At 42.1% G+C, this 14415-nt stretch carries 12 protein-coding genes; 7 read left to right on the top strand and 5 right to left on the bottom strand.

What is annotated here, in order from left to right; all coding sequences use genetic code 11:
• The first annotated feature begins 268 nt into the window (after positions 1-268).
• Positions 269-2482, top strand: coding sequence for a putative Ig domain-containing protein (locus tag BDE36_RS09565; RefSeq protein ID WP_141814684.1), 2214 nt, complete (start codon positions 269-271; stop codon positions 2480-2482).
• A gap of 536 nt (positions 2483-3018) precedes the next feature.
• Here BDE36_RS09565 and BDE36_RS09560 read toward each other — a convergent pair.
• From BDE36_RS09560 to BDE36_RS09550, 3 genes are read right to left on the bottom strand one after another with little or no spacing between them, the layout of a single operon-like run.
• Positions 3019-4023 carry a hypothetical protein gene (locus BDE36_RS09560; RefSeq protein WP_128769255.1) on the bottom strand — a complete coding sequence of 335 codons (1005 nt, stop codon included), beginning with the start codon at positions 4021-4023 and terminating at the stop codon, positions 3019-3021.
• Positions 4024-4028: 5 nt separating this feature from the next.
• Positions 4029-5375 carry a nuclear transport factor 2 family protein gene (locus BDE36_RS23675; protein ID WP_202616878.1) on the bottom strand — a complete coding sequence of 449 codons (1347 nt, stop codon included), beginning with the start codon at positions 5373-5375 and terminating at the stop codon, positions 4029-4031.
• 2 nt (positions 5376-5377) lie between these two features.
• On the bottom strand, positions 5378-6400 hold the full coding sequence (locus BDE36_RS09550) for a hypothetical protein (RefSeq protein WP_128769257.1): 1023 nt from the start codon (positions 6398-6400) through the stop codon (positions 5378-5380).
• Between the two features lie 494 nt (positions 6401-6894).
• Between BDE36_RS09550 and BDE36_RS09545 the strand changes: the two genes are divergently transcribed.
• Both BDE36_RS09545 and BDE36_RS09540 read left to right on the top strand, forming a co-directional pair.
• On the top strand, positions 6895-7188 hold the full coding sequence (locus tag BDE36_RS09545; RefSeq protein WP_128769258.1) for a hypothetical protein: 294 nt from the start codon (positions 6895-6897) through the stop codon (positions 7186-7188).
• A gap of 259 nt (positions 7189-7447) precedes the next feature.
• Positions 7448-8308, top strand: a complete 861-nt coding sequence (locus tag BDE36_RS09540; RefSeq protein ID WP_161987589.1) for a GNAT family N-acetyltransferase — start codon at positions 7448-7450, stop codon at positions 8306-8308.
• Positions 8309-8313: 5 nt separating this feature from the next.
• On the opposite strand, the gene BDE36_RS09535 is transcribed toward BDE36_RS09540, so the two are convergent.
• Entirely contained in the window at positions 8314-8706 is a 393-nt protein-coding gene (locus tag BDE36_RS09535) for a hypothetical protein (protein ID WP_141814682.1), read from the bottom strand.
• A gap of 179 nt (positions 8707-8885) precedes the next feature.
• Between BDE36_RS09535 and BDE36_RS09530 the strand changes: the two genes are divergently transcribed.
• The 4 genes from BDE36_RS09530 (at position 8886) to BDE36_RS09515 (ending at position 13411) form a co-directional block, all read left to right on the top strand.
• Entirely contained in the window at positions 8886-9680 is a 795-nt protein-coding gene (locus BDE36_RS09530; protein WP_141814681.1) for a carbon-nitrogen hydrolase family protein, read from the top strand.
• Between the two features lie 513 nt (positions 9681-10193).
• Positions 10194-11552: a BamA/TamA family outer membrane protein gene (locus BDE36_RS09525; RefSeq protein ID WP_235904418.1), complete on the top strand. Its 1359-nt coding sequence runs from the start codon at positions 10194-10196 to the stop codon at positions 11550-11552.
• 124 nt (positions 11553-11676) lie between these two features.
• Positions 11677-12555: an SRPBCC family protein gene (locus BDE36_RS24150; protein WP_141814680.1), complete on the top strand. Its 879-nt coding sequence runs from the start codon at positions 11677-11679 to the stop codon at positions 12553-12555.
• Positions 12556-12565: 10 nt separating this feature from the next.
• Positions 12566-13411 carry a VOC family protein gene (locus BDE36_RS09515; RefSeq protein ID WP_128769263.1) on the top strand — a complete coding sequence of 282 codons (846 nt, stop codon included), beginning with the start codon at positions 12566-12568 and terminating at the stop codon, positions 13409-13411.
• Positions 13412-13467: 56 nt separating this feature from the next.
• Here the strand turns inward: BDE36_RS09515 and BDE36_RS09510 are convergent, their stop codons facing one another.
• Positions 13468-14331, bottom strand: a complete 864-nt coding sequence (locus BDE36_RS09510) for an OmpA/MotB family protein (protein ID WP_128769264.1) — start codon at positions 14329-14331, stop codon at positions 13468-13470.
• Between the last annotated feature and the right edge of the window lie 84 nt (positions 14332-14415).

Genomic DNA, 14415 nt, shown 5'->3' with positions numbered 1-14415 from the left:
TTTCATTAAACAGAATTGATAGACTTCAAACTATTTACATCAAAACTAACCCTTCGCCGCCAAAACCAGTTACCGAATTTTAATCTAAAGCAGTCATTTTTTAACCATTATTCATTTTATTTCAATTAAATATATTAAATCAGCAGAAAAGCAACAATTCATACCCTAACAATATCTACAAGAATGAGAATAGTCAACCCATCCTCTCCTTAAGAGTTTTCATGAATTTGACAACAATTATGTAATTTGCACATTCAATTTTAAACCGATGCGTAAACTCTTATTTTCCTTGTGCCTTTTGGTGTGGGGCCTCACGGTAAATTCCCAGAACAGGCTGTTTTTAACAGAAGCCAAATTTCAAACCGGCAATGAAGTTATCTGGAGCAGTCCTGATTTTGACGACTCGTCATGGAAGACTATTAAAACGACGACGTTTTATGAACATCAGGGAATTGATTATGATGGATATTCCTGGTATCGCTTTCATGTCGTTATGCCTTCGGCTATGAAAACAAATTCACGTCTCAAAGATTCGCTGGCTGTTTATCTTGGCTATATCGACGACTGCGATGAAGTATTTTTTAATGGCGTGCAGGTTGGAAAAACCGGCATAATGCCTGATAATGGTGCAAACTACCAAACAGCGTACTTTCAGGAACGCATGTACCATTTACCTCTCAGCAAGCTCCGCATGAATTGGGATAAAGACAATATACTCGCAATAAAAGTTTATGATGGCGGCGGCGATGGCGGTATAGGAGGCGCCAAGCCATATATTGCCATGCTTGATATTATTAATTCCATCAGCATTGACAAAAGTAAAAGTTTTACATTCAGCGCAGCTTCGGCAACTAAGGCAGTCAGTGTTGTCAATAAAAACAAGATCGCGGTAAATGGCACATTGGAGGTAGCTGTAAAAGATAACCGGACAGGTAAATCTGCTACCACTGGTAAGTACCTCCTTCATCTTCCCTCAGGGGGAACCAAAACGATAAACGTTCGTAACGAAAACAAAGAAGGGCTCTCGCTTACATACATTTTTACCGAAAAAATTACCGGAAAAAGAATTACTGAAGATGATCCTATGCCCTACATCCTGACCCCAAAATCGCCGGTTACTCCCCGAATAAATGGTGCTGAGGCCAGTGGCGTGAGGCCGGGTTCTCCTTTCCTATATAAGATCGCGGCAACGGGCAAAAAACCACTGCGATACGATGCATCCCCATTACCGGAGGGCCTGAAATTAGATCATTCAACAGGTATAATCAGTGGCAGGATTGCCCAGAGGGGCGACTATCAGATAAAACTTACAGTTAACAATGCGCTTGGTAAGGCGGAACGCATGCTGACTGTAAAAGTTGGCGATCTGCTTGCATTAACGCCAGCTATGGGATGGAATAGCTGGAACTGCTGGGGGCTTTCGGTCACTGCCGATAAAGTAAAAAGCTCTGCACAGGCTTTAATAGACAAGGGCCTTATTGATCATGGTTGGACTTATATCAACATCGACGATGGATGGGAATCGGCAAGCCGCAATTCCGATGGGACGATTGGCACTAACGACAAATTTCCAGACATGAAGGGTCTTGGCGACTGGTTACACAGCCACGGATTGAAGTTTGGAATCTACTCATCTCCAGGAACGCTCACTTGCGGCGGCTTTCTCGGTTCGCTGGACCATGAATCACAGGATGCTGAAACTTATAACTCATGGGGCGTTGACTATTTGAAACACGACTGGTGCTCTTATGGCAAGGTGGCAGGTAATGACACTTCGCGTGAAGCGTACGTAAAACCATATCGGGTAATGCAAAAAGCACTTCGTTCCCAGCCGCGCGATATTTACTACAGTCTCTGCCAATATGGAATGGGTGATGTTTGGAAATGGGGCCCGGATGTGGATGCAAATAGTTGGCGCACCACTGGTGATATTACAGATACCTGGGCCAGTTTATATGACATCGGTTTCAGGCAGTACAAGCTTTCAGCCTTCGCTAAACCAGGTCGCTGGAATGACCCCGACATGCTTATTGTAGGTCGCGTAGGTTGGAGCGGTAATCTCCGCAATACGCGTCTTACTCCCGACGAACAGTATACACATATTACATTGTGGAGCTTGCTATCATCGCCTTTATTAATTGGTTGCGATATCAGTCAGATGGATGACTTCACCCTCAGTCTTCTAACTAACGACGAGGTCATAGCAGTAAACCAGGACGTACTCGGCAGACAAGCTGAGCGTGTTTTTGCTAATGATGATTATCAGGTTTATATAAAACAACTTGCCGACGGAAGTAAAGCAATCGGAGTTTTTAATCTTACAGAAGTGTATAAACCCATAGTTCTTAATTGGAATAGCCTTAATCTGGGTTCAGTAAAACAGGTTCGTGATCTATGGCGTCAGAAAGATCTCAATGAGATTAAATCACACTGGAGCTATACACTTGCACCTCATGGCACGGTAATGTTAAAGGTGAGGTAACGACAATTCATGACGTCAGAGCAAACATTCTATTAATTAAAGGATATGAGTGCTATTTTCTTTTTTACATTGGCAAGAATCCAAAGTGCACATATGAAAAGTATTTTCCTATCCTTACTTGTAATTCCTACGATCCATCTAATTACAACTGCCAGGCTGCTACAAAACAAAAGGCGTCGGATTTCCTTCTCGTTTATTTCAAGACAAGAAATATCTGCTGGAATAATTCGGATTCTGTTTACCAACTGTTCGTGAACGTTATAATTGTTTTTTATAATTGCGTTAAAGTCTGAATGACGACATGTGATTGCCGCCATTCAGGCTCTTTTTTGACTGGAATTGTGAGTTTTTGATGCATAATCCTGCCTACACCTTTTATGTCTATATCCATTCTCTCCCAACCAAAATATATTACCGGCAATGATCGGTTGTGTAGTTTAGCCTGAATGAAATTTTCTGATATACGGTCATAATGGATTGATATCAATGTTAGGATAGGACATTCCCTGTCCAGAGCAATGCGAAATTTAATTCCATTATTTTACAAAAATGCCCGAAGCCTTTGCATAGGTGGCGCCATCACTAAGCCTTTCTGCTACTCCGTTTTTCCACACAGTAGCTACAGCATTAGTGGCATTATATTCATACCCTACGATATATACGTCGCTGCCAAAGCCATATATGCTTAATGCTTCTGCCCTCTTTGTAACATCGCTCAGGTTGGTTGGCGTGCCGTTTTTCCATAGTTTGGCAACACTTACCGTTCCATTATCTTCCGATCCGCATACGTAAATGTCGTTGTTGTACACATAAATGCCATTAGCTGTAGCGCTTTTTGTGCCATCTGTAATATCTGCTGGTACCCCATTTTTCCAAATCACTGCTGTAGCTTTTGCTCCCACTCGACGCCAGCCGACTACATATACATCACTGCCTGCTACGGCCAGGGCATTAGCATTAGCGTTATAAGTACCGTCTGTAATATTTGTTACCACATTGTTTTTCCATATTTTGGCTATAACTCTGCTATTCTCAATTTCATACCCGATAACATATACATCACTCCCTGATATTACCATATCGGTAATGTATCCGGGATTTGTGTTGTTTGTGAGTTTAGTTTCAACACCATTTTTCCACAACCTTGCGCCTTCATTGGTAAAGCCCGCCACATACACATCGTTGCCTGATACTACAACTTTTGATGCGGTTGCCACGGTTGCCGAGGTTGGCAGCGTAGTGGCAACTCCGTTTTTCCACAGTTTTGCATTAATGGTAGTGGGTGTTGCTTCATTACCGGTTACATATACATCGCTTCCTGATACAAATACCGATGTTGTAGTGGCATTTGTAGTTCCATTGGAAAGATCATCAGCAACACCATTTTTCCACAACTTAGCAACGACTAATCCGCTGCCCGGAACATTTTGTTCTCCCGCTACATAAACGGTCGGAGCGACATCGGTGTCTTTATCATCTTTGCTGCATCCTGTAAATATTAAAGCCACAGCGAACATCATCAGTGAAATTTTTCTTCTCATGATTTTTATTTATTTATTCTTGTTGTTATTAAACCAGGTAGCTCTGTATTGCCATTTTGCTTTTCAAAATTGAATTTCATTTCGGTAAGCAACCATACGCCATTAATAAAATTGAAGACCATATCATAGCTACCTTCTACAGTCCAGCATTCGTCACCTAACCAATGCTCAGCCAATCCTTTAAAATGCGCGGTAAGATGGGTTCCCAATGGCTGTAGCTCAAATTGCGATAGTTGATGATACGTTTTGTCAAAGCCCGGCAAGAAAGCTGCCCAGGCGTCAGTAATTTCTTTTGGTGTAAGCATGTTGGCCGGATTTCCGTTCATAGAAGAGTAATCGAGCAATACCGTTTCATACATAACAGACATCACTTCTTGCCAATTACGATCATCGACTCCGGTAAACAGTTTGTTTATCTGTCGAATAATCCCGTTACTGTTTTCCTGAAAACCAGATGATACCAAAACACTTTTAAAAAAGACGCTTACCGCTGCAACAGCCTCGGTTAGTTGTAGAGGGTTATCGTAAAAATCAAATTGTGTCCCCTCTGTCCAGTGTAATACTTTTTGTGTATGTGGAATGGCGGCAAAAAACTGCTTTGCATTTTCAGAAAGTACAGCGTCGTCAGCGTGTACCATTAACACTGGCTGCATAACAGCGGTAGCCAATGGCATAGGATTGAATGTGAGCCATCCTTCCCAGCTCATAACTGCAAATTTATCGGCGTTCCATTGCGGCACAGCCCCCCGCTTTGCGTTTAAATAATAGTCATATTCGCCAAACATGGCTGCTGAGGTGTCCGTGGTACTGATGACGGGGATATAGGTTACTTCGCCTGTTTCACTAAAGATTTGATAGGCTTTTTGCGCAGCATTTATTTTATTCTGCACACCTTGCTCACCGCCATAAATCAGCCGTACAGCATTCGCATCATGCAGCCATGCTGCCACCATGGCTATCCCCTTTATACGGTCGTCTTTCGCCGCTAAAACCGCCATGTATCCTGCACTTGCACAAACTGAAGTCAGAAAAATTCCTTCCGGGTTTACCTCGTTCAATGTTTGCAGGTAGCTTATTGCATTGGCATAATCTGTAATCTTTGCTTCGGGGTTTTCCCAATACCTCGGCTGCCCTTCGCTCTCCCCAAAATACCTTGGGTCGAATGCAAGAGTAATGAACCCGTGTTTGCTCAGGCGCTTTGCATATGCACCGCTCATCTGTTCCTTTACGGTTGTCCAGGAGCCACCAACGATTATAGCGGGATATTTCTTCCCTGGGACAATATCCTCTGGTAAGTATAAATTACCCGCCAGTCGTAAGCCCTCGCTGTAAAAATGTATCGTCTTTTGCATCATTATTTTATTTTACTACAATCAATCCGCTCGCCGTTAGTGCGGACTTTCAGGCTACCGTACTTACCGTTACCTTCATAAGGACGTTCAAAGATCATGTTGTCATAATAGCAGTTTCCATTCTTTTTGTCTTTGTAGGCAATCATAATGTAACGGGCAGTTTGTTTGTAAATGATAACACCCAGCTCATTCTTCATTACTTTATAATCATCACCCGGCCCTACTACAAATTTCAGCACCTCTACACCGGCAGGCAGGAACTTAATGATGGCCGTTTTGCTGAGCTGCGGATCGGCGAAAGCGTAACTTTTCTGGCTGAATTCTTTGGGTAGTTCTGCTTTCATGGCATCGTCGTTTTGTGCAAAGCCATTTGCTTTTTGCTGTATCGGGGTTACAAAAGCGGCAAAGCTTTTGGCACTTTTCATAGTAAGGTAAAAGTTACCTTGCAAGCCTTCTATTTTCCAGCTAAATTCCGTTTTGGTTCCGGGTTCGGAGGTTTGCATAACCATTGCTATTAATGAAGGTGCCTGCATTCTATCCGCATACAATGTAGTGGCCTCTGATGGTTTTGCCAGTACATCAAAATCCAGCTCTTTTGCATCCTGGTTAATTTTGGTAGCATCTATTTTTACATAGTTGACTGAGTAATTATCCTCTCCGTCTTTTTTGTACGCTACGTCAAACGTCAATGTATTGTCGGTTACATATTCCCTTATCGGTTTTGGGAAAACGATATGGCCATAAATGTTGTCTCCCTCTCCAAAGTCTTTGGTAGCACTTTGAGTATTTCCATTAAACCTCGCCTTAGAGAAGTAAATATTCACCTTGCCCATTTTCTTGTTCACCTCGGACGAAGCCCCTTCCACCTTTTCTTTTGCATCGTTCGCTTTTTCAGCAGCACTCTGTGTTTGGCTGGTGACATTCTTTGCTTTATCCACGCTGTTCTTCAATTTCCCAAATTGGGCATGGATATGCTGTATTGATAAAACAGTGGCTATAATCACCATAGGAATTATTTTTCTCATTTTTTCTTTTTCGTTTTTTATATACCTTATTTCATTTTTCGTAACAATGTTGCTAAAATATGATTAAGCAATTCACACGTCCAGCGGAGATAGCGTCTTGCAGGCAAAAAAGACATTAAAGCAGGCAATAAACTCTCAACATTTGACGATCCACATAAAAAAAGGGGACATCGATACCGTGCAAAATTCAGCAATCAAGTATAAAAACTCGTTTACATTTGGCAAGATTTTGAATGGAATTACGAGTTTCCCCGTACTCTACTGAGAGAAGAGGCAGTAATGCCTGGATAAGAAGGTATATAATAATGCAGTATCTCATTTTCGAACCCCTTACCACCATCGTCCTAAGGATTCATCTTAATGAATCGTCAAAATTTGGGAACATTACTCGAATAAATATCAAAGGTGCCCCGTAGTGAGAAAATTTTTTGTTCGGGGAAAATAAAAAGCGGAACGTATGACTGCCCTTTACCCTTTTTGGTCAATATAACAACTTGCTTATACTTGAGTATTCACCTGTTGCCGCACTCAACAGAACCTTCGCCCTTGCAAAAGCGCGCGGCAAAGAACCAGCGATTGCTGAGGCTGAAAAACTGAACATCAGCAACAGCCATTTTTATTTTTCGCTGCTTGGGAATCTTTACTCTGGCATAGACCGTTACCGCGCCTTAAGTCACTTTAAAGCCGCGCTAGACCTTGCTCATACAGATGAGGAAAAAACAATAGTAAAAAAGAATATCTGCAAGCTTGAAGGATCAGATGAAGAACGTTTAAACAAAACGAATTAAGCGACTACCTTGAAGCAAAGAGGAATTGGGCCTTTACTTCGAATACCTGTTAGCCCACCGACCCTGATAAAGATACAGCACAGGTTCATAGTTATTTTACCACTGATAAAATCGGCTGGGTAGATATATTGCAGTTGTTGATCTCATGAAATCAATCAAAATACCTGTTTTTTTGCCGCAGGTATGACCATAATCACTTTTTCTTCAGCGATTTCAATATAAATTTACCAGCTCAAGTAATTACCTAATCAATCCTGCTGTGCTGAAGATTAAAGAACATAACTATCATAAAGTCACCCCTCTTCTCGAAGGTATCCCATTTAATATATTGTTTGCCCGCGCTGTAACGGACGGGGATGTAAAAGGTGAAATATATGTTGACTCGATCGACGCACCAAAAACGGCGTACATAGTACACCCTTACGGCATGTCGCTATTATGTGGGAATCCTGATAACTATAGTTTTAACGAGAACCTGATGTATTATCTGCAGGATAACAACTGGGAATACAGGAAACAAAAAGAATGGTTGCAGGTGTATCCGTCTAAATGGAATGATGTGTTCACCATTTTGCTAAAAGACAAACTTGTAAATTATTGTGATGAACTATATGCGAATAATTGCGAACGTGATTATCTGATAAAAGAAACGGGGCACAGCCATATTATTCGCTGGAACAGGGTCAATTTCAATTTCGAGCAGAGCGAATATCATCGAGTAAATACCGTGCTTCCCGAAGGCTTTGAGTTAAAACGTATAGATGCTACAATGCATGAAATGCTCGGAAACGTAGTACCTCGTTTTTTTTGGAACAGTTACGAAGAGTTTATACAAAAAGGGATAGCCTTTGGTGTAGTAAAAGAGGGCCGAATAGTGAGTCTGGCTTTTTCGGCTTACATAAAAAACAATGAGCTCGAAATCGGGGTTGAGACTCTTTGTTCATACCGCGGAAAGGGCTTTGCTATACGTTCATGCAACGCCCTTATTGACTATTGCCTGAAAAACGGCTTCACTCCTGTCTGGTCGTGCAGGAAAGAGAATACCTGTTCGCTCAAGCTGGCCCAAAAATTAGGCTTTCATATTTCCGGAACCTACCCGTATTACAGCTTGCCGGACTAGAAAGTTCATCCGCCTATATTTACTTCTTCTGGTGATCCCCATACAAATGCTGGCGCCCGGAATTTAAGGAGACGCACATCAACTGTATTTACGTCTTCAGGGGAACCCCATTCGAACGCTGGCGCTTGTAATACTCTAGTCGCTGTTTTGATATTCTTCAGTTCAGACAGATCCGAATCCTCAGGACTTCCCCAAACAAACTCCGGAGCTCTGAAGCTTATAGTCTTTAGTTTTTCAACATCCGCATAATTTAAATCTTCAGGACTGCCAAATTCGAAAACGGGCGCCTTAATGCTGACGGCGGTTGTTTCGCTTTTTAATTCTGTTCTTTCATCTGCTGATGCAGCAAATACTGTAGCTAATAATACTGCGGCGGTAATTGTAGTAAGCGTTTTCATTTTTTTAATTTTTAAGTTATTTTCGTTTTGATAAATCAAAGATAGTTGCACCTTTAAGGTCCTTCAACGCATATTAGGCAGACACCAGAAGGAATTCGGTAAATGAAGGAATTGAAACGGCGAAATTATTCACCATGTTCCCATACATTTAGAAACGTCAAACAAACAGCATCATATTCATGAAAATTGCAATAGCTTCCCCTCCCCTTCCAAAATCTATTGACGATTGCCTGTACTGGACGGAAAAACTAGTTAAAGAGGCTGCAGAGAAGCAGGTCGAGATCATTTGTTTTCCGGAGTCATATATTCCGGGATATCCCTTAACGACATTTGACCCTCTGGAGCGCTCTTTTGAAAAGCTAAAGAGCGCATTGGATAAGGTTTGTGAAATAGCAGCTATGTATTCCCTTAACATTATAATGCCAATGGACTGGAAGCTTCCTGCGGGACTCTCCAACTTAGCTTTTGTTATATCTTCAACGGGAGCCGTATTGGGATATCAAACCAAGAACCAGTTAGACCCGACAGAAGACCATCTTTGGGTTCCCGGCACCGAGCGTGCTATATTCGAAGTGAATGGAGTAAGATTCGGCATTACTATATGCCATGAAGGGTTTCGCTATCCCGAATCTGTAAGGTGGGCGGCGAGGCAAGGGGCTAAAATAGTATTTCATCCTCATTGCGCCGGTAGTAATATAGAAGGACCAAAACTGACTGAATGGGGCAATAGAGACAATCCCTACTACGAAAAGGCAATGATGATGAGAGCATTAGAGAACACTATATATTTCGCAAGCTCGAACTATTGTTTTATCTACCCTGAATCAGCAAGCGCTATAGTGGCCCCGGACGGGACATGTACCGCTCACGAAACATATGGCAACGCGGGTGTGATTGTTTCTGATATTGATCTTTCGTTTGCTACAGGTTTGCTGGCAAAAAGATATAAGAGTGAGCTTTATACGGGTGAATAAAGGGAATACTCACTTAACACGGGTATTTACTTCCCTAATGACGACTGGCCTTGCTTTCTCCTCCGATGTCTTATAGCTCCGGGTTCTATATTGTCCCGAATAAATGAGCAGGCCGAAAACCATGGGAAGCAGCAACAACAGGAAAGGGCTTATAAGTACGGTAACTTTACCGCACAACTCTCTGACAAGCTGTAAAAAAGTACAACGTAAATTCGCACCTGACTTGCTGTTCGGGGAGAATTCTGAAACCCTTTTCCCAACGACGGAAGGTAAAATTAAATTTCTAACCTGGTTCATCCTGACATGCATTTTCTACAACCAAAACTATAAGTCGTGACCATCGAATACCAGCCTAATTAGGTACAACTACAAGATAAGGCGGTGAATGCCCGAATAAAACCGGTAAAAGCTGACGGGCACCCGCACAATCTCAATTTAAAATCAGATACAAACATTTTGGCAACTCTGCGGTTCAAAATTCTACATCGGCTTGCAGAAATAAATAAATTGAACTTGGGACATTCACTTCAAACTCAAAGGCGTCATTTAATACTCTACAGATGGATTCCTTCATTCTTAAAGCTTTTCTTTCATACTGTAGCAGTGTGCTTTTGCGGCAACAGTTATAGCCAGATAACCAATCCGATAGATTCTTTAAAAAATGATTCTTTAAAAGCAAAGCCAGGAATAACAGAAAGGCCAGATCATTCTATACTCAAGCAGTATGATATGGCCGACTTGATTAAAGACATTATCCATCCCAACAGAAAACCAGACTCTCTTCGCAAGAAGTCGGGAATTACGCCAATGCCTAATGTGGCATATAACCCTAGTATCGGTGCACAGATCGGAATTAAAGCAGTAGCCGGAAAAATACTGGGTAAAGATCCCAATACGCTGATGTCGGTAGCTGCAACTTCGGCATCCATTACAACAAAAGGTATAATATATTTCTACATCAGTCATAACATTTTCACGCCGGGGAATAAATGGAACCTTCAGGGAAGTTTGATAGCCGCTAAGACGGTTACACCCGATTTTGGATTAGGAATAGGCAATGAACCCGGAGGAGACGAAGAGGACCGTATATTAGCTAATCCCGACCGAAAAGGCTACGTCCTGCACGCCCGATTTTACAATATCAGAGAAAAGATATATAAGCAGGTTCGCGAAAACCTTTTTATTGGAGCGGGAGTGTCTTTTGATATCAGGAGAAAAATTGAGGACAGGAGATCAACGGGTATCACACCTTACTCTGTTTATAGTGGCCGCTATGGATTTGATCCGGGCAACTATATGTCGAATGGATTCCTATTTAATATACAGTACACATCGCGCGATAATCAAAACCGGGCATATAAAGGCATTTATGCCGACGTTGGGATTCGCGCAAATCAGACCTGGATAGGTAGTTCAAGAAATGCGGTACAATTAACAGGCGATTTTAGAAAATATTGGAGTCTTTCTCACCGGAACCCGGAACATGTTCTGGCATTCTGGAGCTGGGGCTCGTCTGTACTAAGCGGAGCGCTACCCTATTTTGAGTTGCCCGGCACGGGGAAAGATCCTGCCGCACGCAGCGGCAGGGGATATACTTTCTCCTACTTTAAGGGGACGAAATACTTCTATTCCGAAACGGAGTATCGTTTCCCCATCCTAAAAAACAAGTTCATCAGTGGTGTTGCTTTCTTCAATATCCAAACTGCAAACGACGAAGCTGAAACCAGGCTATTCGAAAAATGGCAGCCAGGCGGCGGTGCCGGTCTCCGTGTCCTGTTTAACAAATCAACACGAACGAATCTGTGCCTCGACTATGCCTTTGGAAAATATGGCGCGCGTGGATTTTTTCTTGGATTGAACGAAGCGTTTTAAAACGTCGCAATCTCCCCCTTTATTGTCGTTATTACCCCCTTCTGGTTGTGTATATGGTGTGTAATTTTGTTTATCAGACATCTAAAACAACTTACATCGTAATTAACCAAATTGAAAATGAGTCATGGAAACAACAAGCAAAACCATCATTACAATTGAAACGACAATTAACGCGCCTGTAGAGAAAGTTTGGAACACCTGGACGAACACCGATGCCATTACCAAATGGAACAGTGCATCGCCTGACTGGCATACGCCGAAAGCTGAACATGACCTACGGCCAGGAGGAACATTCAACTACCGTATGGAGGCCAAAGATGGAAGCTTCGGGTTCGATTTCGAGGGTGTATTCAACATTGTAAAGCCCAACGAATACCTTGAATATACTCTTGGCGATGACCGCAAAGTAAAGATATTCTTTACCTCAAAAGGAGATGAGACCCATGTTGTGGAATCCTTCGAAGCAGAGGACATGAACCCGGTAGAAATGCAGCGCGAAGGCTGGCAAGCAATACTGAATAACTTAAAAAACTATATTGAAATGCAAAACAACCTCGTAGAACTCCATTTTGAGATCAATATTAATGCGCCAACGCTAAAAGTATTTGATACTATGCTCAACAGAGAGCAGTACAGCGTTTGGACAGCACCTTTCTGTCCAACTTCATACTTTGATGGGTCCTGGGAGAAGGGATCAAAAATCCTGTTCATTGGCACCGACGAAAAAGGGGAGAAAGGTGGTATGGTGGCACACATAGCAGAGAATATACCGGGAAAATTTATTTCGATTAAATATGATGGGTTATTAAAAGGCGACGAGGAAGTAACGGAAGGACCAGAAGTTGAAAGCTGGGCCGGCGCATATGAGAATTACACCTTTACCGAGGAAAACGGAGGTACATTGTTATCCGTCGATGTCACGGGGACAAAAGAATATCAGGACTTCTTTACGACCGCATGGCCACAGGCGCTGAATAAACTAAAAGAAATCTGCGAACTCTAGAGAATCAAACATGAATAATTCGATATATCCATGTCTTTGCATCAAAGGCATGATCCAGGAGGCCGCTGCTTATTATGTCGGCTGCTTCGGCAACGGAAAGATTATACAGGAAATGCCCTTTGTTATCCAGATTGACCTGAGCGGGCAAAAATTCATGCTCCTCAATGATGGCCCGGCGGCATCGCCTAATCCATCTATTTCATTCATGGTGACATCTGAAAATGCTGAAGAAACAGAGCATTACTGGAACAAGCTGATCACAGAAGGAATTCCTTTAATGCCGTTGGATAGCTACGACTGGAGCCCGAAGTATGGATGGCTGCAGGATAAATACGGTGTCTCCTGGCAATTATATACAACCCAGGATAAAAGCGATACGCCGCAGAAATTTTGCCCGACACTGATGTTTACAGGCACAAACGCTGGTAAAGCCGCCCAGGCTATTCAATTTTACACCGATCTATTTCCAGAGTCCAGCATTCATGGCATATTAAACTATAGTCAGAAGGACGGCGAGAGACCAGAATTTGTTAAACATGCTCAGTTTAAAATAAAGGACTTCAGCGTAATGGCCATGGATAGCTCGGCAGACCACGGTTTCGGATTCAATGATGCAATTTCTATGGTGGTAGAGTGTGATAGTCAAAATGAAATCGACCGTTACTGGGAAAAACTCACAGCCGACGGAGGAAAAGAAGTTGCCTGCGGATGGTTGACTGATAAATATGGTATAAGCTGGCAAATAATACCCAAGGCATTGCCGGGGCTAATTAAAGATCCTGAAAGGGCTCAGCGGGTAATGGGAGCGTTAATGCAAATGAAAAAATTAGTTATCGCCGACCTGGAAAATGCATAAAAACAAAGGCGCGAAAATCGCGCCTTTGTTTTTATGCATTGCAATTTACGCCTGTCTTATTCCTGTGGATTTTCAGGTGCTTTGTCTATCAGTTCCATAAACTGATCCAGCTTTGGTGTGATAATAATCTGAGTACGCCTGTTTTTAGCTTTCCCCTCCTCGGTATTGTTACTTGCGATGGGGTTGTATTCACCTCGTCCCCCGGCAGTTAAACGCTTCGGTTCAACACCGTAAGTATTCTGGAGGGCCTGAACAACAGATGAAGCACGTAAAGCACTTAAGTCCCAGTTATTCCGGATATTTTTTTGAGAAATAGGCACGTTATCAGTATTACCTTCGATCAAAACATCATAATCCTTATAATCTTTGATGATCTTCGATATTTTGCTGAGCGTTTCTCCGGCTTTTTCCGAAATTTCATAGCTGCCCGATTTGTAGAGCATATTATCTGAAAGCGAGATATAAACTACACCCTTTAATACCTGCACATTAACGTCACGCATTTCCTGCTGACTCAATGAACGAGTTAGGTTATTGGTTAACACCATATTAAGCGAATCACTTTTATTCTTCGCATTTACAAGCTGTTGAATATACTTATTGGAGCTGTTTATCTCATCAACAAGTTTTGAAATATTTACGCTTCCCTGATTTGAAGAATTCAAACATTTGTCGAGCGCATCCTGCAGCGACTTTACATTTGCTTTTTCTGAAGCAATCTGATCTTCTAGGCTTGAGACCCTGTTGGTAGAAACAGCAAGGTTTCTCTCGGTCAGCAGATATTGCCGGCGAAGGTCGCGGGTGTTACTGTCAAGTTTGTTGTACTTGGTTTGAAGCGCATCATATTTTTTTGTAGTAACACAACTTTGGCTCATCACTGCTACAGCGACAAGTGCCAATATTGATATTCGAAAATTCATGTTCCTAAATCCTTATTCTGATTAAATTAGTTAAACCAATAATAAATAACTATTCAATCCTAAGAAAGTTTGATTTCTTTGGAG

Source organism: Arcticibacter tournemirensis, from assembly GCF_006716645.1.
In the GTDB taxonomy this organism is placed as follows: domain Bacteria; phylum Bacteroidota; class Bacteroidia; order Sphingobacteriales; family Sphingobacteriaceae; genus Arcticibacter; species Arcticibacter tournemirensis.
This window is presented reverse-complemented; position numbering and strand designations above follow the sequence as displayed.

What these genes read in the sequence shown, in the direction of transcription:
- BDE36_RS09565 (WP_141814684.1), top strand. Translation starts at nt 269, where the DNA reads ATGCGTAAACTCTTATTTTCCTTGTGCCTTTTGGTGTGGGGCCTCACG.
- BDE36_RS09560 (WP_128769255.1), bottom strand. Translation starts at nt 4,023, where the DNA reads ATGAGAAGAAAAATTTCACTGATGATGTTCGCTGTGGCTTTAATATTT.
- BDE36_RS23675 (WP_202616878.1), bottom strand. Translation starts at nt 5,375, where the DNA reads ATGCAAAAGACGATACATTTTTACAGCGAGGGCTTACGACTGGCGGGT.
- BDE36_RS09550 (WP_128769257.1), bottom strand. Translation starts at nt 6,400, where the DNA reads ATGAGAAAAATAATTCCTATGGTGATTATAGCCACTGTTTTATCAATA.
- BDE36_RS09535 (WP_141814682.1), bottom strand. Translation starts at nt 8,706, where the DNA reads ATGAAAACGCTTACTACAATTACCGCCGCAGTATTATTAGCTACAGTA.
- BDE36_RS09530 (WP_141814681.1), top strand. Translation starts at nt 8,886, where the DNA reads ATGAAAATTGCAATAGCTTCCCCTCCCCTTCCAAAATCTATTGACGAT.
- BDE36_RS24150 (WP_141814680.1), top strand. Translation starts at nt 11,677, where the DNA reads ATGGAAACAACAAGCAAAACCATCATTACAATTGAAACGACAATTAAC.
- BDE36_RS09515 (WP_128769263.1), top strand. Translation starts at nt 12,566, where the DNA reads ATGAATAATTCGATATATCCATGTCTTTGCATCAAAGGCATGATCCAG.
- BDE36_RS09510 (WP_128769264.1), bottom strand. Translation starts at nt 14,331, where the DNA reads ATGAATTTTCGAATATCAATATTGGCACTTGTCGCTGTAGCAGTGATG.